Below are 21,978 nucleotides of genomic sequence, written 5' to 3'. Positions count from 1 at the left end.
GCCATCGTCGGAACGCCGCCCGCAGCAAGCCGGCTCCTACAGGTTAAATGCTACCCTTCAAACACCCCAGCCCCATCGGAGTGTTGAACATGCTCGACAGCCGCACCCGCGAACAACTCGACCGGCTCCAGCAGTTCATGACCGACCAGCCGTTCGTGGTCCTGACCGGTGCCGGCATCAGCACCCCGTCGGGCATTCCGGACTACCGCGACCACCAGGGCGTGCGCCGTGGCCGGCAACCGATGATGTATCAGGAATTCCTCAGCGCCCCGGAATCCCGACGCCGCTATTGGGCGCGAGCGATGCTCGGCTGGCCGCGGGTGCGTCAGGCTCAGCCAAATGTGGCGCATGAAGCCCTCGCCAACCTGCAAAGCACCCGACAGATCAGCGGGCTGATCACCCAGAACGTCGACACCTTGCACGACCAGGCCGGCAGCCACGACGTGATCGAACTGCATGGCAGCCTGCACCGGGTGCTGTGCCTGGATTGCGGGCAGCGCAGTGAGCGGGATTCGATCCAGCAGTTGATGGAAACCCAGAACCCGTACCTGGCCGGCGTGGATGCGGTGCAGGCGCCGGACGGCGACACGCTGCTCGACGCGGCATTCGAAGCGCGGTTTCAGGTACCGCATTGCCCGCATTGCGCGGGCGAGCGAATGAAACCGGACGTGGTGTTTTTTGGCGAGAACGTGGCGCAGGTGACGGCAGCCAAGGCAATGGCTGCGGTGGAAAAAGCGGCGGGATTGCTGGTGGTGGGGTCTTCGTTGATGGCGTATTCGGCGTTTCGGTTATGCCGGGCGGTGGCGGATCAGGGCAAGCCACTGATAGCGATTAACCTGGGCAAGACGCGGGCGGATGACATCCTCGATCTGAAAATCGAGGCTTCGTGTGAACAACTATTGCCGTTGCTGACCCAGCGCCTGACACCGTAACAACAATGCATACCTTGCCGGCGATGGCGGCGTAACGGATACACCGCGCCGCCTGAATCGCCAGCAAGCCGGCTCCTACAAGGGTCTGTATTCACCTGACACTCCACCAAACCTGTAGGAGCTGGCTTGCTGGCGATGGCGTCCGCACAAACACCACAAACCTCAAAGCCCAATCGCCAGCAAGCCGGCTCCTACAAGGGTCCGTATTCACCTGACACCCCACCAAACCTGTAGGAGCCGGCTTGCCGGCGATGGCGTCCGCAAAAGCACCACAAACCTCAAGGCCCAATCGCCGGCAAGCCGGCTCCTACAAAGACCGTGCTTGCCTGACACCAACGGACACAACACATACCCTGTAGGAGCCGGCTTGCCGGCGATGGCGTCCGCGAAAACAACACAAACCTCAAGGCCCAATCGCCGGCAAGCCGGCTCCTACAAGGGCCGTGTTCGCCTGAAACCCGTGGGCGATTACAGCAGCGACAATGTGTAGTTGATGATAAAGCGATTCTGATCAACGTTACGGCCCGCATCGGTATTCGACTTGCCGTTGCGCACGCTGAAACCAAGCCCCTTGAGCGACCCCGATTGCAGCACGTAGTCCAGGGTCATATCGCGCTCCCACTCGGACTGATCGCCCGCGTTGCGAACCTTGATGTCAGTCCCTTTCAGATACGCAATCGAAGCTCTCAGGCCCGGCACGCCCAAAGGCGCGAAGTCATAGGAATACTGACCGAAGTTCGTCTGCTCGCCCGCACGTGTAAAGCTCTGGATCATGCGGTCCGTCGGCAGGTAAACACTGCCACCACCCGCCCCTTTATCGACCAGGCTGCCTTGGTTGGGCTGCACGAAGTTGCTGCCGTCACCCACCTGTTGATGCCCCAGCGACACCGAGTGGCCACCGTTCACATAGGTGATCATCGCCACCCAGGTGTTGTTGTCGATTTCACCGTTGTTGTCCTCGGTATAACCCGAGGTGCGGTAGCCTTGTGCGCGGCCGGCGGCGGAACTGTTGGCGCCCGTCGATGTGGTGTTGAAGTAACGCAGATCGGTGGTGAACGAGCTTTTGCTGTCGATCGGCAGCACATGGGTCAGACCGAAGAAGTTCTGGTTGTAGAAGTCTTCCATCTGCGCGAAGTAGTACTGCGCCTTCAGTTCCTTGGTGATGAAGTAGTCACCGCCGGCGAAGTAGAACTTGTTGCTGTCCTGGGTGGCGCCCGGCACCGACAAACCAGTCCGGTCCGTCGAGGCGCGGCCCACCGCGTGCTCAAGCACGCCACTGGTCAGCATCAAGCCATCGATGTCATTCGAGGTGACCTGCGCACCGGTGAACGACTGCGGCAATACGCGGGCATCGTTCGACAACAGGATCGGCAGTTTCGGCAGCAAGGTGCCGTAGCGGAACTCTGTTTTTGAGATGCGCATCTTTGCCGTAGGGCCGAAGCTGCTCCAGGTGTCGGCAGCACCGTCGCCGTCAGTCGGGATCATGCCGCTGCCCACGTGGCGACCCGCGCCGCTGTCCAGCGTCACACCGAGCAACGCTTGCGCATCCACCCCGAACCCGACCGTGCCCTGAGTAAAACCGGACTCATAGCGCAGCACAAAACCCTGCGCGGCCTCCTCGGTTTTCGACGGGTCTGCCGTGCCATCGCGGTTATCGCTGTTGAAATACAAAGTGCGCATCGACAGCGTGGCTTTGCTGTCCTCCAGAAAACCGTGCGCGGCAGTATCGGCTGCCTGTGCGCACATCGAACCGGTGGCCAGCAAAAGTGCGGTGGGGATTGCTCGCTTGAACATACGGTGCTCCTGGGTCATTTTTTTATGTTTTTTTTGAGTTTTTGCCGACCGCTGTCCGCCACGGGCACTCAACCGCGGCGCGCACAATGCCGCGCTCGATGAGTGACCATGAGCCTTGAGGAAAGCGATCGGAGTGTTCGAGCTAGATCAGGTAAGAAAGACCCACGGTCAACGCGAAGGCGACCACTGAAATAATGGTCTCCAGCACGGTCCAGGTCTTGAACGTCTGGGTGACGGTCATGTTGAAGTATTCCTTGATCAACCAGAAGCCGCCGTCGTTGACGTGGGAAAAGATCACCGACCCGGCGCCGGTCGCCAGCACCAGCAACTCCGGATGCGGATACCCCAGACCAATGGCCACCGGCGCCACAATGCCCGACGCGGTGGTCATAGCCACCGTGGCGGATCCGGTGGCGATGCGCATCAGCGCGGCGAACAGCCAGCCCATCAGCAATGGCGACAGGTGAAATTCATGGGCCAGACTGACGATCTGGTCGGTGACCCCGGCGTCCACCAGGATCCGGTTCAAGCCGCCGCCGGCGCCCACCAGCAAGGTGATGCTGGCGGTCGGTGCCAGGCATTCGTTGGTGAACTTGAGGATCGATTCGCGGTTGAAGCCCTGGGCGAGGCCGAGGGTCCAGAAGCTCAGCAAGGTCGCCAGCAGCAGCGCGATCACCGAGTTGCCGATGAACAGCAAGAACTGGTTGAAACCGCTGCCCGGTGTGGAAATCAGGTTGGCCCAGCCGCCGATCAGCATCAGCAGCACCGGCAACAGAATGGTCGCCATGGTGATGCCGAAACCCGGCAGGCTGTCGCGCGGTTCGCGCTCGAGGAACTGCCGTTCCAACGGGTTTTCCGCCGGCAGTTGAATACGCGGCACGATGAATTTGGCGTACAGCGGGCCGGCGATGATCGCGGTTGGAATGCCGATCAAAATCGCATACATCAACGTCTGCCCCACCGACGCCTGATACACCTGCACCGCGAGCATCGCCGCCGGGTGCGGCGGCACCAGCGCATGGACCACCGACAGCCCGGCGACCATCGGCAAACCGACCATCAGGATCGACACGCCGACCCGGCGCGCCACGGTAAAGGCGATCGGCACCAGCAACACAAAACCGACTTCGAAGAACAATGGCAGCCCGACCAAAAACGCGATGCACACCATCGCCCAATGCGCGTTCTTCTCGCCGAAACGGTCGATCAAGGTGCGCGCCACCTGCTCGGCACCGCCGGACTCGGCCATCATCTTGCCGAGCATCGTGCCCAGCGCCACCACCAGCGCAATGTGCCCCAGGGTCTTGCCGACACCGGCCTCGTAGGCGCCGACCACCCCGGACGGCGGCATGCCGGCCAGCAATGCCAGGCCGATGGAGACCAGGGTGATGACGATGAAGGGATTGAGCCGGTAACGGGCGATCAGAACGATCAGCGCGATGATGGCGATGGCGGCATACACCAGCAGCCAATAGCCGAAGGACAGGGTCATGCGGTACTCCTCGAAAGGGTCACGTCGAATGGGTTGTGAAACTCATAAAACATTTCGAGAGGTGATTTTCAAACGAGGCGAAAGTAATTTTCGTAGAGGGATAAGGGTTGTCGTACAGAGGTATGGGGGGTCGTGTTTTTTGAAACTGGGCCAGGCGGATTTTCATCGCGCCTGGCCTGTTTGTGTGCGGTTTTGAGGCAGGAAATGTGTGAGTCGGGTGAACGTGGCTGGGGCCGATCAAACACATTCAGAAGGTGTATTAAATGCAAAACTTCTTATAGACCGCGATGCTCCCTGCGCGGCGAACGAATACCAATCCGAACCGCTCAGGATTGGCGCGAACCTGTTTGCCGAGGTAGTGGCGAGTCTGGCGTATCAAAGGTTCCCAATCCGTTTCACCAATGATTTGACGTATTTTTCGTTCCTCACCTGCCGGCAGCTTTGCCGCATTGACCATGAGCACTTCAAGTGCCTTATGCGAAGCCGAAATTTGCGTGACGTTCATTTTTTGCTTCCCTGAAATATTGATGTTCAAGCGCTAAGGCAAAGGCATTTCTTGCGGATCATCGCACCACTATTTCCAGCCGGTGGCCATCGGTGCCGGCCTCCATCTTGATCAAGGTGCAAACAAGCGAATCGGGGAAGCCGAGGCGAGCCTGCAGCGCCTCTTGAATAACCTTCTCCAACTGCGCGGGGCTGCACAGACGTAGGCTTTCAGCCACGCTGGCACTCGGAAGAATCGCCGTCTCGTTTTTTGTGTCGGTCCCTTGCACGCGTTGCTCGCAATAACTCATGAGCTTTTCACAATGTTTCTTGCTGCCGTAGCCGTTGTTCCGCCAGCGATCAAGACCGGCCACGGAAACCCCCGCGATATCAGCGATCTTGCGCAGCGACAGACCGCAGTCTTCTTTCAAGGACTCAACGAGATCCCCCATCCCCAACACGACGTCACCAATCGTGTTTTTCCCTGGAAAGCGGCGATTGAATTCACCCTGGGAAACGACTTCGAGCGAGTTGTAGGTGTCTATTAGTTTGCTCATGAAATCAGCCCTTTCTGTGTGTGTTTTCGTAAGATACAGAACCAACTACTAGGCGTCAACACCTACAACAAGCAACAAGTAGTATTTGTTTTCAGGGCGCTGGCGTGGGGTCGTCCCTGTCCATCAGTCGATACCACGCTTTACCTGCCACACCGTTACTGGATAATGGCAACCTGCCATAACTGGCAACCTTTCCTCGGCCTCCCGCGGTTTTCTTTTGCAACAGCCCGACATTTGCCTTCAAGCACGGACGGCTACACGACAAGGAGTTGGCAGCATTGATGCCACAACAAGATTCCCTTACAGCACCTACCCGCACCCAGAAAATCGCCTCAATGATCACCCGTGGCATGGCAGGCCTCGGTGTCTTGCTGGGTGCCATGTGGGCGTTGATCACTTATGCCGTGCCGGATCCCAGCGTGTTCGGCTTCAGTTTCATCAGTTGGAAAAATGTGGTGTTGCTGGTCAGCACCTTCCTTTTCCTGGGTGTGGTTTCCATCGGTTGGCAGATCCGTAACCTCACGCCGATGCTCAGGGGTGCGCTGCAGTTTTTCATGGTCGCGGGCCTGTCTTTCGGCTTTTTCATTTTGGGCACCGAGTACGCCAAGCCCTCGTTCGAATTCGCCAAACTGCAATCCAAGGTCGTCGAAAACGAAGGCAGTAATTTGCTCGGCAAACGCATGGAAGTGCTGGATAACGTGCGCATTGAATTGGAAGGTTGCGAAAACATCGGTCGCTTGCCGACCTGCACCTTTGAACTGACCAACCTGAACGTCGACCGCAGCTTCCGCTTCAACGATGACACGGTGCTGTTCGACGAATCTGGCGGTCCGCTCAAAGGCCAATCGGCCCGGGTGGGCCAGGTCGAGGACAATATCTGGCTGACGTTTCAGCTGATCCGCAACGTACCGACCCGGGTCACGCTGACGTTCCAGCAGAGCAATAGCAAGTTGAGTAAAACGCCAGCGATCAAGCTCGCGTTTCGTGACGGGAACAATGATCCGCTGCTACTCAAGTTCAGTGAGGTTGCACTGCACTAAAGGTCTGGCTCAGTCGTTCATTTCCGCAGCGAGCACGTTCACCAGCGCAGCGGCCGGCATCTCACGAATCAGGGGCGCCCCCTGCCCCGCCCACTGCACGGCAAACTCCGTGTTTGCCTGGGCGGTGGCCGCGGCGTTGAGCGCTTTGTTGGCGTCATAGGCGCGCGGATAGTCTGGCAGCGCCGCGCCAGCCTTTTCGAGGCAGGTGAAGTTGCGGTTGACCATGCCTCGGGCAGGACGCCCGGAGATGACGCTGGTGACGGCAGTCTGGTGCGCACGCGGCCCCTTCAAGGCCTCGCGATAGGCGCTGTTGGCGGAGGATTCGGGGCAGAGGATAAACGCCGTTCCCAACTGCGCGGCACTGGCGCCCAACTGCATGACGGCCTTGATCCCCGCGCCGTCCATGATGCCGCCCGCCGCGATCACCGGCAGTCGGCAAGCCGCCACCAGCACACGCACCAGCGCAAACGTCCCCATCTGCGAGTCCTGCTGCGGATCGAATACCCCGCGATGCCCCCCGGCTTCGTAACCTTGAGCGACCAGCGCATGCACGCCGGCGCGTTCCGCGCTCTGCGCTTCGGCCAGGTTGGTCACGGAACACAACAGGATGATGCCGGCGGCTTTAAGCGCATCGATTGCCGGTTGTGGCGGCAGCCCGAAATGGAAGCTGACCACCGCCGGCCGTTCTTCCAGCAGCATCTGCAACATGTCCGGGTCTTCGACGAAAGAGGTGTAGATCTCACGCAGCGCCGTCGGTGCCGCGGCCCCGAACTGCGCAAAGAACGGCGCCAGAAATGTCAGCCACTGCGTCTCGCGAGCGCTGTCGTGGACGGCAGGCTGGTGGCAAAAAACATTCACATTGAACGGCTTGTCTGTCAGCGCGGCCGTCTCGCGGATCATCTTCCGCGCCTGCTCGACGTTGCTCGCCCCGATGCCAATCGCGCCGAGGCCGCCGGCGCTGGACACCGCTGCCGCCAGTCGGGGCGTGGAAACCCCCACCATCGGCGATTGAAGGACGGGCAGTCGAATGTTCAAAAGGGACAGCAGTTGAGTGGACATGGCATCACCTGAAAGAGAGTTGCACAGAGGTAAAAACGGACCCTTTGGCCCACGCGGCAAACCCTAAAGTTCACCGGTCAGAAATTGCGCCCTTCCACGGCCGAAGGACCAGTCCGCATCGGTGTTCTCCACCAGCGAAACAATCAGGTCGTCGGGTGACAGGCCACACTCGGCTTGCAGCCTCTCGGCCAGCAAGCGGTAGAACGCGGTTTTCTGCGTCTGTAAACGTGGTCGCGAAATCACCGTCAGCAACACCACGCTGGTCGTGCGCGTGTAACCCAATCCCGTGTCGTGCAGCACCAACTCCCCCGGACGATGTTGCGTGACGCTTTGGTAACGATCACTGGCGGGCACTTCAAAGGCCTCGACCATCGCCTGATGGGTCACGTCCAGCAGGGTCTTGAGTTGTTGGTCATTGCGCCCCTGAATGAGGTCGAACTTGAGCAGCGGCATAGCGGTTCACCTGTGCGGAAAAAACCGGGAGCGAGGTGTTCGCTCCCCCTGGGAAAAACGATGCCGTGCAAGCCCGCGCCAACACGTCATCCACCCCAAACCCGTGGAGCAGAAAGCGGTGCTTACTTGGAGGTCGGCATGGCGAATTCCGCGCCCTTGGCGATGCTGTTCGGCCAGCGCTGCATGATCGACTTTTGCTTGGTGTAGAAGCGCACGCCCTCTTCGCCGTAGGCGTGTGTGTCACCGAACAGCGAGCGCTTCCAGCCGCCGAAACCGTGCCACGCCATCGGCACCGGAATCGGCACGTTGATGCCGACCATCCCCACCTGAATGCGGCTGGCGAATTCACGTGCGATGTGACCGTCGCGGGTATAGCAAGCGGTGCCGTTGCCGAACTCGTGTGAGTTGACCAGATCGACCGCCTCGGCGAAGTCCTTCACGCGCATGCACGCCAACACCGGGCCGAAGATTTCCTCTTTGTAGATTTTCATCTCGGGGGTGACATGGTCGAACACCGTGCCGCCAAGCCAGAACCCTTCAGCGCAATTCGCGCCAGCCTGGGCGCCGTCAAAACCACGGCCGTCGACCAGCAGTTCTGCGCCCTCCTCAATGCCTTGTTCGATGTAGCCAGTGATGCGTTGCAGTGCGACTTGCGACACGATTGGGCCCATCTCGGCGGCCAGGTTCATGCCTTCGAGGACTTTGAGCGTGCGGGTGCGTTCCACCAGTTTCGGCATCACCTTATCGGCGACATCGCCGACAAACACCGCCACCGAGATCGCCATGCAGCGCTCGCCGGCAGAGCCGAACGCCGCGCCAATCAGCGCGTCGACCACCTGGTCGATGTCGGCATCGGGCATCACCACCATGTGATTCTTCGCGCCGCCCAACGCCTGGACGCGCTTGCCGTGGCGGGCACCGGTCTCGTAGATGTAGTTGGCAATCGGCGTCGACCCGACAAAGCTCACGGCTTTGACGTCCGGGTGATCGATCAGCGCGTCCACCGCTTCTTTATCCCCCTGCACCACGTTGAACACGCCATCCGGCAGCCCGGCTTCCTTGAACAATTCGGCGATCAGCAGCGAAGGCGACGGGTCGATGGGGCTCGGCTTCAGCACGAAGGTGTTGCCGCAGGCGATGGCCACCGGGAACATCCACATCGGCACCATCACCGGGAAATTGAACGGGGTGATGCCGGCCACCACGCCCAGCGGCTGGCGCATGGTCCAGTTGTCGATGTTGGTGGAGACCTGTTCGGTGTAGTCACCCTTGAGCAGTTGCGGGATGCCGCAGGCGAACTCGACGACCTCGATGCCGCGCGTTACTTCGCCCTGGGCGTCGGTGAAAACTTTGCCGTGCTCGGCGGTGATCATGCGCGCCAGTGTGTCGCGGTGTTCATTGAGCAACGCCAGGAACTTGAACAGGATGCGGGCGCGACGCAGCGGCGGCAGCGCCGACCAGGCGGGAAACGCGGCCGCTGCCGACTTCACTGCCGCGTCGACTTCAGCGGCATTGGCGAGGGCCACTTTGCCGATGACGGAGCCGATGGCAGGGTTGGTGACGTTCTGCGTGCGACCGGAAGTACCGTGCGTCACGCGGCCGTGAATGTAGTGTGCGATGTCTGCTGGCTGGTTGCTCATGGCGGGTGTCCCCTGGTGGTGGATAAGAGCCATCTCTTGTTGTTGTCGGGAGAGCGCCAGGCGGCCGGTGGCTCGCCTGCCAGGGTCAAAGTAGGCCAGCCGAAGGATCATGTAAAATGATGATTAATGATCTTATGGATCAGAAATGGTGAAGGTGTTTGAGGTGTTAAACAGCGTTGCTGAATGCTTGTTTAAGCGCGCTCGTGGTTACGAGATGAAAGCTACAAAACCTTGCGCCGTTGCCTACGGGTACGCCAGAATCCGCCGGCTTGTGCGCTTTGGGGGTGCCCGGTAACTTGATTCGTGCCACTGCTCATCAGTGGTCGGGTTTAGTCGCTCGTGGTAACCCAGTTGTGCGTGCATCTGTCATGCAGGTCATACATTGCCTGTACTTGATGGTGGCTGTACGTGGGGCGCCCTCGGGCGCGCCGGATTGCTGAGTTACCCGGTCGACTAACCTGCGTACAGCTGCCTCCCCTTTCGTTTAGTCGCAAGAGGGGTGGCACTCCATTAGGTAACTCAGCATATGATCAAGCCTTCACCGAACCCACCGGATACTGATCCGGCATCCCCATACGAACCCGACTCAAACAAACTCAACGAGGCCGCCGAGCGTGCCCTCGACTACCACTTCCCGTCGACTGCCGACATCAAAGCCAAGCCGCGCACACCCAGCACCCTGTTTACTGTGGACCCAGAGCTCACGACCGAAACCCTGATGGTTTATCTGGTCGAGACGCTGGCCTCAGTCGATGTGATGGTCCATCACTTGGTGGATCTTCTGGACGGTGGGTCGCGTAACGCGCTGCTGGGCATTTCCAACAGCATCATGCTGGCGGAGATCACGGCGAACCGGGTGCTGGATCAGATTGATCCGCGAGACTGAACACCGCTAAGCGGGTAAACCATTGTAGGAGCGAGCCTGCTCGCGAAGAACGTTAACGATAACGCGTGAAGCCTGGAAATACGCGGTGTCTATGGGTTTTTCGCGAGCAGGCTCGCTCCTACACAAGTGTGTGTTTGCAGCTTCAGACCTGAAGCGCTTTTTGCAGCCACTTCGCCCGCTCCGACAGTCGCCGCTTCCAATCATCGGCCAACCCACGGCTTGCCGCCAGCGCCAGCAGATCGTCGATCACCGGCCGGTGCGACAACTGCACCTGCCAGAATTCATCGATGGAAAAGCGCTCGGTTTGCCTTTCCAGCAGCTCGATCCTGTCACCCGCTTCAATGAAGCCCGGTTGAAGCACCCGGTAATACCAACCGGTGATTCGCTCCTTGGCGACATGCATCGACATGTGCTCGGCGTCGAAGCGATGATTGATTTTCCAGCACGGGCTGCGCGGTTGAGAGACCTGCAACACCGCACTGCCCATCTGGAATACATCGCCGATGTGCACGTTGCGCTCCGAGAGTTCGAGCGCAGAAATGTTCTCCCCCAGGCTGCCCGGAAGCAGCTCATGGGCGCAGTGCGCAAAGGCCTGCGCCAGGTGCTGATAATTTTCGGCCGCATAGTGATGAACAGCCTTTTCCGGACCGCCGTGAACCCTGGTGTCGCCGTGCTGGTCACCGACAATCCCGTGAAGCTCGACACGAACGGGACCTGAACGGCGCTGTTTGAAGATGCCCGTACGCTGCCCTTCGGGCTTCAACAGCCCCAGGCCGCCGGCGAAGACGTGATCAATTTTCGAAGTGAGTGTCATGGGTCGATCCGCATCTTTTACCGGGTTTCGGCCACTTTACTAACCACCGACAATGACCGTAAAGTGATCGTTAAATATGTCCATAATCACTTTTTATGATGGATGGTGACGATCATGGAAATGCGCCAACTGAAGATTTTCTGCGCGGTTGCCGAACTCGGCAGCTTCACCGCAGCCGCCGTCAACGTGAACACGGTGCAGTCCAACGTCACCATGCGGGTGAAGGAGCTGGAAGCCGAACTGAATCGGGAGCTGTTCATCCGCAAGAAATCCGGGGTGGTGCTCACGTCGGCGGGCGAGACCTTCCTCGGTTATGCGCGGCGCATCCTGCAGCTGACAGAAGAGAGTCGCAATGCGTTGACGGACACCGGTGTTCCGACCGGCCTGCTGCGGCTGGGCTCAATGGAAACCACGGCGGCCATTCGCTTGCCGCAGGTGCTGACGAAGTACCGCGAGCAATACCCCGAAGTGCAACTGTCGCTGCTGACCGGAACGACGGTCGAGCTGATCAAGGCGATTGAAGCCCATCGACTCGATGGCGCGTTTGTCGGTGGGTTTCACCAGAACCCGGCGTTGGCGCAGGAAGAGGTGTTTCAAGAGGAACTGGTGCTGGTCAGCAGCAACCGCTTCGAGTCATTGCCGGCGCTCATCGAGAAAATCCCCCAGCAAACCGTGCTGGTCTTCCGGACCGGGTGCTTCTATCGCTCCACCCTGGAAAACTGGTTCTACCAGGTCGGGCTGGTGCCCAACCAGATCATGGAACTGGGCACCCTCGATGGCATCCTGTCATGCGTCGCGGCGGGCATGGGCGTGACCTTGTTGCCCAAGGCCATCGCAGAGAATTGCAGCGTGCGGCATGCGATTCGCTGCCACACGCTACCGGCCGAATTCGCCAAGGTTTCGACCGTGTTCATCCGCAGGAACGACTCGATGATCACCTCAGCGATGAGCGCGTTTATCGGTCTGGCGCAGGAGCAGATTGCCCGGCCGGCGGCTTAAAACACACAGACCGACACTGTAGTTGCGAGCGGGGCGGCGTTCCGGTTTGCCTGCGAAAGCGTCAGGACATTCACTATTGAAACTGAATGCACCACCGCCTTCGCGAGCAAGCTTCGCTCCTACAGGTTAATCGAGGAGAGGCTTACTACAAGCCAAGGGCAAGCTCCGCCACACGCTCTGCTGCGGGGACGACGCTGTGGATTTTGCCAACGCCCTGCCCCGCGTACAGCGACAGCTTCTTGGCCATGCGCGGTTTGTCGATTGCGCGGGCGCCACCGCCGATGAAGCGCAGCAGGTTCCACTTGTCACGATTGGGGATCACTCGGTGCGGCGTGCCGTAGGTCCAACCGAACGAATACCCGGTCCGGTACTCGGTGTCATCCGTCGTCGCCTCGACAATTTTTTGCTTGTAGAGCGGGTGCGCATTCGACTCATCGGTGGCAATAAACGCGGTGCCCACCACCACCCCAGACGCGCCGAGCGACATCAGCGCCCGAACATCGTCACCGTTGGTGATGCCACCGGCCGCCAGCACCGGCCGCCCCTCGGATACCGCAAGGATGGACGTCAGCAACGGCATGATGCCGATGGTGCCTCGATTCAAATGTCCGCCACTTTCACTGCCTTGCGCCACGATGATGTCAGCGCCTTGTGCGATGGCGATTCTCGCCAGCTCCACCGAGCCCGTTTGCACCATGACCACCAGCCCCGCGTCTTTCGCCCGGGGAATCATGTCGGCGGAATAGGCCTCGGCGTAAAACAAGGAGAGCAGTCGTGGTTTTTCTTCGAGCACGACCTGGAATTGCGCTTCAAACACATCAGGGCCGCCGAACTGCGGCACCAGGTTCACACCAAAGGGTTTGTCGGTCAGCGCTCGGGTTTCCCGTATCCATCGGCGCAAGGCCAAGGGTGGCAGGCGCAAACCGCCCACCACGCCCAAGCCTCCGGCGTTGGCGACTGCCGCAACGAGCGGCGGGCCGGAAATCGCCGCCATCCCGCCGAGAAAAATCGGGTATTTCACGCCACACAATTGAGTGATGGCGTTACCTGCAAAATCGAATCTGGCTTCGTTCATGGCTCACAGCTCCACATGTTTTCCAAGCATCCGCTTGAGCGTGTTGTTCTTCAGGAGAAAGTGATTCTTGAGCGCACCGAAGACATGCAAGGCCAGGCCGGCCAGGAACGCCGACGCCCCGATATCGAAGAGCACATCGACCACCTGTTTCAGCGCTGCATTGGTGGGCAACAGCGCCGGAATCGAAAAGCCTCCGGGCAACCCCACCCCCTCGCCGGCCGCAGCCCGCGAGGCCCACACCGCGACCGGCAGCAGCACCATCGCCAGGGCGAGCGCCACCGCAACGGAACGGCTGATGATCACTTCAATAGGATTGGGCGTGCCCACCGGCAGCGGGTGGTAAGCGGTGATCCTGGCCCAGAACCGATAGATTGATACGAGAAACAGGATCAGCCCCATGAGGTTTTGCAGGTGTACCAACGACATCCGCCCGTCCTCACTGGACGCCTGGCCGATCATCACCTGCAAGCCGAGGATGGCGAGCAGCGACAACGCCACGACCCAGTGCAGCACGACCGTGATGGGTGAAAACCTTAAGCCATTGTCTCGAAGTTGCATGGCTGACTCCTTTTGCAGAGAGCACAAATCAGGGTATGGAAATGACCGGCACACCTTCATCGCGATGAAGGTGTGCCGCGTCTCAGTGGCTGACCGCTTGCGATGCGCCAAGGCCCGTGCGGGCGCGAATGAGCTGATCATCGAAACGCTCGCGTTCAAGCGCTGCCCCGCGACTGCGGTCGGTGACCGAGCCGAGCCAGGTAAACAGGAACGCTACGTTCATCGAGATGATGGCCGGGTAGTCGAAGGGGAAGATGGCGTCGGCATTGCCCAGCACTTTGACCCACACCGCCGGCGAGAGAATCACCAGGCTTACCGAGCTCACCAGCCCGGCGATGCCACCGATCAACGCCCCGCGTGTGGTCAATCCTTTCCAGTACATCGAGAGCACGAGGATCGGGAAGTTGACCGAGGCCGCCACGCCAAAAGTCAGCGCGACCAGGAAGGCGATGTTCTGGTCCTTGAACAAAATGCCCAGCACCACCGCAACGATGCCGATGCCGACCGAGGCGATCTTCGACACACGCCGCTCGTCTTTCGCATCCGCACGGTTTTTGCGGAAGACCCGGACATAGAGGTCATGTGAAATCGCCGAGGTCCCCGCCATGGTGAGCCCCGAAACCACGGCCAGGATCGTGGCAAACGCGACGGCGGAGATGAAGCCCAATAGCAGGTCGCCGCCGACGGCTTTTGCCAGATGCATCACCGGCATGTTCCCGCCGCCGATGAGCTTTCCACCGACAATGCCGGACTCGTAGAAGGCCGGGTCTTGCCCGACGATCACGATGGCTGCCAACCCCAACACCGCAACGATCAGGTAGAAGAAGCCGATGAAACCCGTCGCGACGAATACCGATTTGCGCGCTTGCTTGGCGTCCGGCACGGTAAAAAAGCGCATGAGGATATGGGGCAATCCTGCGGTACCGAAGACCAGCCCCAGCGACAGCGAGATGAGCGCCAATGGGTCGGCCACCAGCTTGCTGGGCAGCAGGATCCGCTCGCCATCGTGATGGGCGGCTACCGCTTTTTCGAACAGCAGCTCAAACGAAAAACCGAACTTGCTCAACGCCAACACGGCGAGCAATGTCCCGCCCACCAGCAGCAAGCCGGCCTTGATGATCTGCACCCAGGTGGTGGCGACCATCCCGCCAAACGTCACGTAGATCGCCATCAACAGACCGACAGCGATCACCGCGTAGTTGTAGGGAAGACCGAACAGCAGCTGGATCAACTGCCCTGCCCCGACCATCTGCACCACCAGGTAAAAGCAGACCACGGTCAACGACCCGAACGCGGTCATGGTGCGAATCCGGTTTTGATCGAGCCGGAACGAGGCGATGTCCGAGATGGTGATGCGCCCCAGATTGCGGATGCGCTCGGCGAACAGGAACAACAGCAACGGCCAGGCGACGAAGAAGCTGATCGAGTAGAGCACGCCATCAAAACCGTTGAAGAAAATCATGCTGGTGACGCCCAGTAACGCCGCCGCCGACATGTAGTCCCCCGCCAGTGCCAAACCGTTCTGGAAACCGGTGATGCCGCCGCCGGCGTTGTAGAAATCGTCCATCGATTTGGTCTTGGAGGCAGCCCAGTAAGTGATGCCCAGGGTGGTCAGCACGAAGACCAGAAACATCGCGATAGCGGTGATGTTCAGCGGCTGTTTTTCCACCGCCTGCAAGACATCGGCGGCCGAGGCGCACGTCGCGACCGCGCCCAACAGAGAAGGAATGAGGTACCGAAGAATGGGTTTCATACGAGGGCCCCCTCGCGAATTTCTGCGGTGAGGTCATCGAACTCACCGTTGGCGCGCAGGATGTACAGGCCGGTAAACAACCAGGCCCCGACGATGAAGGCGACGCCCAGCGGCCAACCGATATTGATGATGCTGGTTGCGGAGAGTTTCTGCGCTAGAAGCTGGGGCGCGAACGCCGCGACGAGGATGAACGTGAAGTACGGGACAAGGGTGGCGGCAGTAAGACAAGCGACGAATCTTCGCTGCCGTGATACCAAATCCTGGTACCGGGGATGGTTGCGAATTCTGGCTGACTCGGATGCATGGTTCACGTTGACTCCGTGTAGCAGTGGACAGTTATTGTTGTTCCACAGCCTCAAATTCGAAGACTCGATTTGCCACTGGCTGCGGTGTATTTGCACCCTCAACCTATGCCCGGTCAAAGATCATGTAAAACGATCATTAATGATGCGTATGATCTTTTTTGATGAATTCAATCGCTCCCTATGTCGGCCATTGCTTGCCTTTGCCGCACACCAAAACTAATCTGCTGAACACTGTTTAATTGCGGTTGGTTATTGGTTTTAGAGATAGGTGAATTCGATGGATGTCACGGATCTGAAGGTCGTCGATGCGGTTGCGCGCCACGGCAGCATGAACAAGGCTGCGAGCGAGCTGAACACCGTGCAGTCCAACGTGTCCGCGAGGATTCGGTCGCTGGAGGACGAACTCGGGGTGGCGCTGTTTCAACGCAGCGCCAGAGGGGTTCAGGTCACGCCGGCTGGACGGCGGATCCTGCCCTTCGCCGCCCGCCTTTCCCGGCTCCTGTCCGATGCATCCTGCGCTGCGCGAGACGATGGGCATCCAAAAGGAGTCTTCGAGATCGGTACGCTCGAGACGACGCTGGCGCTGCGCCTTCCAAGGCTGATCGCAAAGTTTGCCAAGGCTTACCCGGAGGTTCGCCCGGTGATTCGCACCGGCACCACCTGCAGCCTGATCCAGGGCGTCATCGACTGTAAGCTCGAAGGGGCGTTTGTCGTAGGCCCGGTCAATCACCCGGAATTGCTCAGTGAGCAAGCCTTCCGCGAAGAGCTCGTGCTGGTCACATCCTGTGCCATTGACACGCTGGACGCGGTCGCCGCGGTCGACAATCTGAAGACGGTGGTTTTTCGAATCGGTTGCTCCTACCGCCAGCGCCTGGATTCCCTGCTGGCCAATCTGGGCATCCTGGCGCCTGAGCCACTGGAGTTTGGCTCGATTGAAGCGATCATTGCCTGTGTGTCGGCGGGCGTCGGGGTCACGCTGTTGCCCCGAGGCGTTGTGGCGAACGCTTTGCGCGAAGGGTTGGTCAACGTGCATGAGCTCGCGCCAGACATCGCCGACGTAGAGACGGTGTTCGTCAGGCGCCTTGATGGCTATTTTTCCAGCGCGTTATCCACTTTTCTGGACAGCGTTCGCCTGGACGGTGTCGCCCAGGTAGCGATTCCTCACCCAGCCGTTCATCAAGGCGCATAACACCAGCAACGCCGCCGTCACCAGGAACACATGATGCAAGCCGAGATGGGCGCCAATCTGGCCGCCAATCAAGGGACCTATCACCTGCCCTGAGAACTGCGCCGATTGCAAGTAACCGAGGATTTTGCCGGTGTTGTGCTCTTCGACCGAATGCCGGATCAGCTTGGCAATCGCGGGCAGGAGCCCGGCAATGGTCATGCCCATGACGCCGCGCAATACCGCCAGTTGCCACCATTGCGTGACGAACGCCTGGGGCACCATGACCACGGCCGTCAGCAACAGGCAACCGACAATCACGCTCCAGCCGCCCACCCGGTCGGCCAGCGCCCCCAGTCTGGCGGCGGTCAAGATACTGCCCAACGCGGAACAGGCCATAACCACGCCGGCTATCCGCGCCTGATGATCAACCGGTACGCCGAGATCGCCGATGTAGACGGTGATGATCGGCTCGATCGACATGTTGGCCAACAGCACCATCATCGCAGTCATGAGCAGTGCAGCGATGACCGGCCATTTCGAACCGCCCCCCTCAGGCCGGTTTTTCCTGTCCCGTTGTCTGGCGTCCGACGCTCGGTCGAAATCCTCACGAACGAACAGGATGGTGGTCATGGCGGCGACCGCAATCATTGCTCCACCGACGAAAAAAGTGCCGCGAATGCCGACAAGCTCAGGTAAAAAACCGCCAACCAGTGGCCCGATCAGGTTGCCGGACAAGGCCCCCGTGGACAAGACACCGAGTGCCCAACCCGCCCTTTCGCGCGGGACCTGCGACCCGATCATGACGATGGACGCCGATGCGTAGCCACCAATGAGCCCGGCGATGAGGCGCAGTGCAACCAGGTCGGTAACGTCCCGGGCCATCCCGATCAACGACATCACAATGGCCATCCCGATTGCCGCCCTGACCAGCATGGGCTTTCGGCCATAGCGGTCAGCCAGTCGCCCCCACAACGGCGCGGTGATCGCCGTGCCGAAAAAAGTCGCGCCGAATGCCACGGCCGACCATTGCACCACGTCCGCCTGCGACGTCACGCCCAGTTGTTGAACGTACAACGGTAAAAAGGGCAACAACATGCTCAGGCTGACCAGTGTCGTGAACGAGCCGAACACACAAACGGTCAGGTTGCGGCGCCAATACATCAGGTTTCGATCGGAGTAATTCACGGTGTCAGAGGCTCCGGGAATCGCTGGAGCTTTTCGCCGCCATGGACGGATCAAACCAGTAAGCGCCGATAATCGCTGGAAGCAACGGCGTATAAGCGAACCGCGCAAGGCCGATGCCGACCAGGCTTGCAGCAAAACCTGCCACCGTTGCCCAGCCTGCGCTGGCTGGCTGCAACGCGGGCTGCGCATTGGCGATCGTTGTGTTCAACCTGTTCATCATCCGCCCTTCTCTACTTCAGACAGGGCAGACATTACGCGCGCGGGATATATCTCAAGAAGCGAATTAATCTGATCGGGTTATCTCCCATAGAGATACCCAGCGCTACGGCCAGTGGCGAAATTCAATCCGACGCCTTAATCCACAATGAACAATTTTGCGCCACTGGTGGTGAACGACCGATGCCCTTCAGCATTGTTGCCCACCTGATAACTCATGCCGGCCGTCAGCGTGAATTGTCGACCGTCCTCCAGTTCCGTGTGCAACTCGCCTTCCAGGCACAACAGGATATGACCTCTCCAGCACCAATGATCGGCGAGGTATCCGGGGCTGTATTCAACCATTCGCACACGCGTCGAACCAAACTGACAGGTTCGCCAATAGGCGTTTCCGGTCTGGCCGGCATGGGTGACAGGTTCGATCGTCGACCAGTCGGTCGTCCCGAACGGGATGGCGGTGAGATCCATTTTTACCTCATCGAATACGGTGGAGGCGCAAACGTAACAACCTCGCAATGTAGCCGATAGACACAGATGGCCCGCATTTACGGGATACAGGGTCCAGTGAAGACTCCCATGCAGCCAGGTGATCTGCGAAACTGCCGAATGGCTGAACAGCCTTTGAATGGTTTAACCCTCCCGTAGAAGAGAGCGAAAACATGGTCACTTGTTACCTGAAGTACGTGCTGGACCCGTACCAGATCGGCGCATTCGAACACTACGCAAAGTTGTGGATTCCACTGGTGGAAAAATTCGGCGGCCAGCACCACGGCTATTTCCTGCCGTCCGAGGGTGCCAACAACATTGCGTTGGCGATGTTCACTTTTGCGAGCCTTGCCGAGTACGAGCGCTATCGGCAGGACTCCATGAACGATGCGGACTGCATCGCGGCGTTCAAGTATGCCGAGGATAAAAAATTCATCCTCAGCTATGAGCGGAGTTTTTTCCGGCCGGTGTTTGGGGATCAGGCGTAAACCCGTTCGGAAAGTCTTTTGCCGGGGTTCCCTCAGGCCGTCATGACGGGAACAGATCCAGTGTGCGCTCGACCTCTTGAATGTCGATTTTGAAGCCGTCGCCCTCTGGCGTTCCGACCACGAAGCCGAAATTCTGCCTGTCGCGATCCGTCAGGAACTTGTAGTAGCTGACGAAACGGTTCGGTGGCTGCAGTGCCAGCAACGAACCGCCCGGCTGGAGCACATTGACGCCGTGCACCAGCTGACTGCCTTCGACCCCCACCACCGTCCGCGCCCCGGCACAGGTCGCCACGATGGTCGGCACATCGGTTTTCAAAGGATCGAGAACGCGGAACCCCCTGCTCTTGCGCAGGTGTTCGGCGACTTCGAGCTCATTGCGCAAAAAGCGCAAGTCACCGTCGCCACCGCGCAGAATGAACACGCCGGGGTGAGCCTCATGCTTGACGTGCGACAGCAGTTTTTCCCCCATGGCCCGGTAACGCAGATGCCTGTTTCGATTGTTGCTCAAGTCGTCGAACAGCACGAGCTCACGAAAAAACGCACTGTGCAGGCGCACCGGTTTCATGCCAAACCAGTCTTCGTAAGCGGGAGCCTGGGTAAACAACGGAAACCTGGCGGAGGGTGCGGTGGTCACCGGCACACCTTCATCGCAGGCCAGGGAATAGGTCGGGCAGTCTTCCATCAACCAGGTTCCAAACCAGGTATTGCCGTTTTGCGTGCAGTAGACGGCGGCGCGATCGATCTCGGTGTCCACGGTAATGCGCGGGAACATACTTGGCTTGAGCGACAGCCACAGACTGGCGTTGTCCTTGTAGAGCGCGCCATCGATCATCCAGACGTCCTTGAGCAAGTAGCCACGGGTCGGCCCTTGTTCTACGTCGCCCAGCCCCTGCATGGTGCGGGCGGGATGCTCGAAAGGATAAAAACGCTTCGCCTCCCACCCTGTCACGCGGTCCATTTGACCGGGCAGGAAGAACGCCGACGGAGAATGGGTCGTCTCGCCCGGCGCAATATCCCAACTTTTCAGCGCGATGCTTTTCAAGTTGATATCGGCTTTGCGTGCGAGTCTTTTTCTCGCCATGTTTTTGTAGGCGGCCAGGGTCCATTTTTTTTGATTGCCAGCGGTCGATGTGCTGATTGGCGAGAGATCGCTTTCCATGAAGAGTCCTCCCTGCGGGCAGGGTCAAAAGTCAGGTGCGAGCGCTGTCATTATTCAGTCCTGGAAATGGCTCAGCTGGATGGAATCCGTTCCATGACGGGTTGTGTCTGCAAATTGGCATAGCGACTGCGCAAGGTGTCGAGAAACTGTTCGCCCGAGCTCTTGGCGCAATACAGGTAAATTTTGTGCAGCCCGCCAAACACCATTTCGTGATAACGGCTGGCGACTTCCTCATCGCTTGGCCCGTCCGGCAGGCCAAGGTGCAAGGTTATTTCCTTGCCTTCGACAGCAAACAGCGGCGTGTCCCAGAGGAATCTGGCTCTCCCGGTCTTGGGCAGCCGGACGAACATGTACGCGTGGTTTCCCAGGGAATCGATATCACCGCCGCGCCGTCTTTTCCATTTCAGCAGCCCGTCATCCGGACGGGCCACGCAAAGACCGATGTCGTAATAATCGAAGCCATTGTCGATGGCCCATTCAAGTGCCATGAAGGTGGTAATCGAGTTGACCTCGCGCAGTTTTTTCGCATCTGAAAAAATTGCCTCGATGTATCCGAAACGCAGCGTGCTCCAGTAGCGCTTGCCGCCCCGAGTGACGACGCAACCCAGGTGGCAGGCAACCACCTCGTCTTCCAGCATGATCAGGTCGAGCCGGCCGACGGTCTTGGCAATTCTCAAGACTTCCTGAGAGGGAAACTGCGCAGCGTGGATGCCTTGCCGTGCTTCGGCATAAGGTCGAAGCATTTCCCTGTCGGCCTTTTCGATTTCGTCATCCAGCAGTGTCTGGACCATCCGGTAGCGCGGTCGGTTCTTGCGGATGTTTCGGCGCAACTCGCTATCGTATTTGGCGGTGATGTCTTCGATGGGACGCCCCAGCGGTACGACGGCACTCAGGTAGAGGGGCACATTCAAGGCCCCCGGGGACGGTGCTTCACTGACCACCACCACATGATTCGACGCAGCAGGTGCCGATTCGTCGTCGACCGTATCGGGCGGCCCCTGGGACTTCCCGCCGATGAGCAGCTTGGCCATTTCCCGCTGTTTTTTCCTGCCGATGTAGAGGAATTCGTAAGGACTGTCGTTCTGCAGCTTGAAGCGGGCAATCTCCCACTTCCAGAAACACGCACGCCCCAGGATGTCCCGCAGCCAGGTTGCCGCGTTCCTGACTTCATAACGTAATGAAGGAGAAATCAGTTTTCGGATAACGGCCGCCAGCTTCTCTTTCATTTCTTCGTCATCCTTTGAGCTATCTGTCGTGAAATCAGAGAAAGATCCGGGCGGGACTTGATACTTTCGCTTAACCATTGATATTTAAGACATATTTGATGGGATTACGCGTCCTCCATCAGTAACTATTAAAGATCAAGGCAGGGACTTTGCAAGCGGCGTATCGGCAGCGTAACCGTATATTTCATGACGCCAAAATTTCTACTCTTC

General features: G+C 59.2%; 22 protein-coding genes and 1 pseudogene. 6 read left to right on the top strand and 17 right to left on the bottom strand.

Annotation, left to right across the window (positions count from 1 at the left end):
- Positions 1 to 89: 89 nt before the first annotated feature.
- Complete coding sequence (locus J4E42_RS19310; RefSeq protein WP_207285911.1) at positions 90 to 932, top strand: NAD-dependent protein deacetylase; 843 nt, start codon at positions 90 to 92, stop codon at positions 930 to 932.
- 468 nt (positions 933 to 1,400) lie between these two features.
- Here J4E42_RS19310 and J4E42_RS19305 read toward each other — a convergent pair whose 3' ends face one another.
- The 4 genes from J4E42_RS19305 to J4E42_RS19290 form a co-directional block, all read right to left on the bottom strand.
- Positions 1,401 to 2,726: an OprD family porin gene (locus J4E42_RS19305; protein WP_207285910.1), complete on the bottom strand. Its 1,326-nt coding sequence runs from the start codon at positions 2,724 to 2,726 to the stop codon at positions 1,401 to 1,403.
- Between the two features lie 142 nt (positions 2,727 to 2,868).
- On the bottom strand, positions 2,869 to 4,218 hold the full coding sequence (locus J4E42_RS19300) for a gluconate:H+ symporter (protein WP_207285909.1): 1,350 nt from the start codon (positions 4,216 to 4,218) through the stop codon (positions 2,869 to 2,871).
- 259 nt (positions 4,219 to 4,477) lie between these two features.
- Positions 4,478 to 4,723, bottom strand: a complete 246-nt coding sequence (locus tag J4E42_RS19295; RefSeq protein ID WP_207285908.1) for a hypothetical protein — start codon at positions 4,721 to 4,723, stop codon at positions 4,478 to 4,480.
- A 58-nt stretch (positions 4,724 to 4,781) separates the two neighbouring features.
- Positions 4,782 to 5,258, bottom strand: a complete 477-nt coding sequence (locus J4E42_RS19290) for a hypothetical protein (protein ID WP_207285907.1) — start codon at positions 5,256 to 5,258, stop codon at positions 4,782 to 4,784.
- 281 nt (positions 5,259 to 5,539) lie between these two features.
- Between J4E42_RS19290 and J4E42_RS19285 the strand changes: the two genes are divergently transcribed.
- Entirely contained in the window at positions 5,540 to 6,298 is a 759-nt protein-coding gene (locus J4E42_RS19285) for a hypothetical protein (RefSeq protein WP_207285906.1), read from the top strand.
- 9 nt (positions 6,299 to 6,307) lie between these two features.
- Here the strand turns inward: J4E42_RS19285 and J4E42_RS19280 are convergent, their stop codons facing one another.
- From J4E42_RS19280 to J4E42_RS19270, 3 genes are all read right to left on the bottom strand, one after another.
- Positions 6,308 to 7,357, bottom strand: a complete 1,050-nt coding sequence (locus J4E42_RS19280; RefSeq protein ID WP_207285905.1) for a nitronate monooxygenase family protein — start codon at positions 7,355 to 7,357, stop codon at positions 6,308 to 6,310.
- A 63-nt stretch (positions 7,358 to 7,420) separates the two neighbouring features.
- Positions 7,421 to 7,810 (bottom strand): tautomerase family protein, encoded by a 390-nt coding sequence (locus J4E42_RS19275; RefSeq protein ID WP_207285904.1) that lies wholly within the window; start codon positions 7,808 to 7,810, stop codon positions 7,421 to 7,423.
- 122 nt (positions 7,811 to 7,932) lie between these two features.
- On the bottom strand, positions 7,933 to 9,450 hold the full coding sequence (locus tag J4E42_RS19270) for a CoA-acylating methylmalonate-semialdehyde dehydrogenase (RefSeq protein WP_008029395.1): 1,518 nt from the start codon (positions 9,448 to 9,450) through the stop codon (positions 7,933 to 7,935).
- Positions 9,451 to 9,976: 526 nt separating this feature from the next.
- Between J4E42_RS19270 and J4E42_RS19265 the strand changes: the two genes are divergently transcribed.
- Positions 9,977 to 10,336: a DUF6124 family protein gene (locus J4E42_RS19265; RefSeq protein WP_207285903.1), complete on the top strand. Its 360-nt coding sequence runs from the start codon at positions 9,977 to 9,979 to the stop codon at positions 10,334 to 10,336.
- Positions 10,337 to 10,478: 142 nt separating this feature from the next.
- Here the strand turns inward: J4E42_RS19265 and J4E42_RS19260 are convergent, their stop codons facing one another.
- Positions 10,479 to 11,150 (bottom strand): MOSC domain-containing protein, encoded by a 672-nt coding sequence (locus tag J4E42_RS19260; RefSeq protein ID WP_207285902.1) that lies wholly within the window; start codon positions 11,148 to 11,150, stop codon positions 10,479 to 10,481.
- A 114-nt stretch (positions 11,151 to 11,264) separates the two neighbouring features.
- Here J4E42_RS19260 and J4E42_RS19255 point away from each other — a divergent pair, with 114 nt between their 5' ends.
- Positions 11,265 to 12,149 carry a LysR family transcriptional regulator gene (locus J4E42_RS19255; protein WP_207285901.1) on the top strand — a complete coding sequence of 295 codons (885 nt, stop codon included), beginning with the start codon at positions 11,265 to 11,267 and terminating at the stop codon, positions 12,147 to 12,149.
- Positions 12,150 to 12,294: 145 nt separating this feature from the next.
- Here the strand turns inward: J4E42_RS19255 and J4E42_RS19250 are convergent, their stop codons facing one another.
- The 4 genes from J4E42_RS19250 to J4E42_RS19235 all read right to left on the bottom strand — a co-directional run bounded on the left by J4E42_RS19250 (position 12,295) and on the right by J4E42_RS19235 (position 15,846).
- A complete protein-coding gene (locus tag J4E42_RS19250; protein WP_207285900.1) occupies positions 12,295 to 13,224 on the bottom strand; it encodes a nitronate monooxygenase family protein in 930 nt (309 codons plus the stop codon).
- Between the two features lie 3 nt (positions 13,225 to 13,227).
- Positions 13,228 to 13,782, bottom strand: a complete 555-nt coding sequence (locus J4E42_RS19245) for a cytochrome b (protein ID WP_207285899.1) — start codon at positions 13,780 to 13,782, stop codon at positions 13,228 to 13,230.
- An 82-nt stretch (positions 13,783 to 13,864) separates the two neighbouring features.
- A complete protein-coding gene (locus J4E42_RS19240) occupies positions 13,865 to 15,535 on the bottom strand; it encodes a cation acetate symporter (RefSeq protein WP_207285898.1) in 1,671 nt (556 codons plus the stop codon).
- On the bottom strand, positions 15,532 to 15,846 hold the full coding sequence (locus tag J4E42_RS19235) for a DUF485 domain-containing protein (protein WP_207285897.1): 315 nt from the start codon (positions 15,844 to 15,846) through the stop codon (positions 15,532 to 15,534). The genes J4E42_RS19240 and J4E42_RS19235 overlap by 4 nt, the downstream gene beginning before the upstream one ends.
- A gap of 271 nt (positions 15,847 to 16,117) precedes the next feature.
- On the opposite strand from J4E42_RS19235, the gene J4E42_RS19230 reads away from it, so the two are divergent.
- Positions 16,118 to 17,029, top strand: coding sequence for a LysR family transcriptional regulator (locus tag J4E42_RS19230; protein WP_207285896.1), 912 nt, complete (start codon positions 16,118 to 16,120; stop codon positions 17,027 to 17,029).
- On the opposite strand, the gene J4E42_RS19225 is transcribed toward J4E42_RS19230, so the two are convergent.
- The 3 genes and pseudogenes from J4E42_RS19225 to J4E42_RS19215 form a co-directional block, all read right to left on the bottom strand.
- The gene (locus J4E42_RS19225; RefSeq protein ID WP_207285895.1) at positions 16,946 to 18,193 is read right to left on the bottom strand and encodes an MFS transporter; all 1,248 of its coding nucleotides are present in this window, start codon (positions 18,191 to 18,193) and stop codon (positions 16,946 to 16,948) included. The two genes, J4E42_RS19230 and J4E42_RS19225, sit on opposite strands and share 84 nt — an antisense overlap.
- A gap of 43 nt (positions 18,194 to 18,236) precedes the next feature.
- A pseudogene (locus tag J4E42_RS19220) lies at positions 18,237 to 18,413 on the bottom strand (MFS transporter); the annotation flags it as partial.
- Between the two features lie 134 nt (positions 18,414 to 18,547).
- The gene (locus J4E42_RS19215; RefSeq protein ID WP_008029418.1) at positions 18,548 to 18,877 is read right to left on the bottom strand and encodes a DHCW motif cupin fold protein; all 330 of its coding nucleotides are present in this window, start codon (positions 18,875 to 18,877) and stop codon (positions 18,548 to 18,550) included.
- Positions 18,878 to 19,068: 191 nt separating this feature from the next.
- On the opposite strand from J4E42_RS19215, the gene J4E42_RS19210 reads away from it, so the two are divergent.
- Complete coding sequence (locus tag J4E42_RS19210; protein WP_207285894.1) at positions 19,069 to 19,383, top strand: NIPSNAP family protein; 315 nt, start codon at positions 19,069 to 19,071, stop codon at positions 19,381 to 19,383.
- Positions 19,384 to 19,423: 40 nt separating this feature from the next.
- On the opposite strand, the gene J4E42_RS19205 is transcribed toward J4E42_RS19210, so the two are convergent.
- Together J4E42_RS19205 and J4E42_RS19200 are read right to left on the bottom strand one after the other, a co-directional pair.
- Entirely contained in the window at positions 19,424 to 20,542 is a 1,119-nt protein-coding gene (locus J4E42_RS19205; protein ID WP_192418656.1) for a glycosyltransferase 61 family protein, read from the bottom strand.
- A gap of 71 nt (positions 20,543 to 20,613) precedes the next feature.
- The gene (locus J4E42_RS19200) at positions 20,614 to 21,768 is read right to left on the bottom strand and encodes a hypothetical protein (protein WP_207285893.1); all 1,155 of its coding nucleotides are present in this window, start codon (positions 21,766 to 21,768) and stop codon (positions 20,614 to 20,616) included.
- Between the last annotated feature and the right edge of the window lie 210 nt (positions 21,769 to 21,978).

Origin of the sequence: Pseudomonas sp. FW300-N2A2, from assembly GCF_017351735.1 — a bacterium.
In the GTDB taxonomy this organism is placed as follows: domain Bacteria; phylum Pseudomonadota; class Gammaproteobacteria; order Pseudomonadales; family Pseudomonadaceae; genus Aquipseudomonas; species Aquipseudomonas migulae.
The sequence above is the reverse complement of the archived record's forward strand: the minus strand, read 5'-3'. Positions and strand labels throughout refer to the sequence as shown.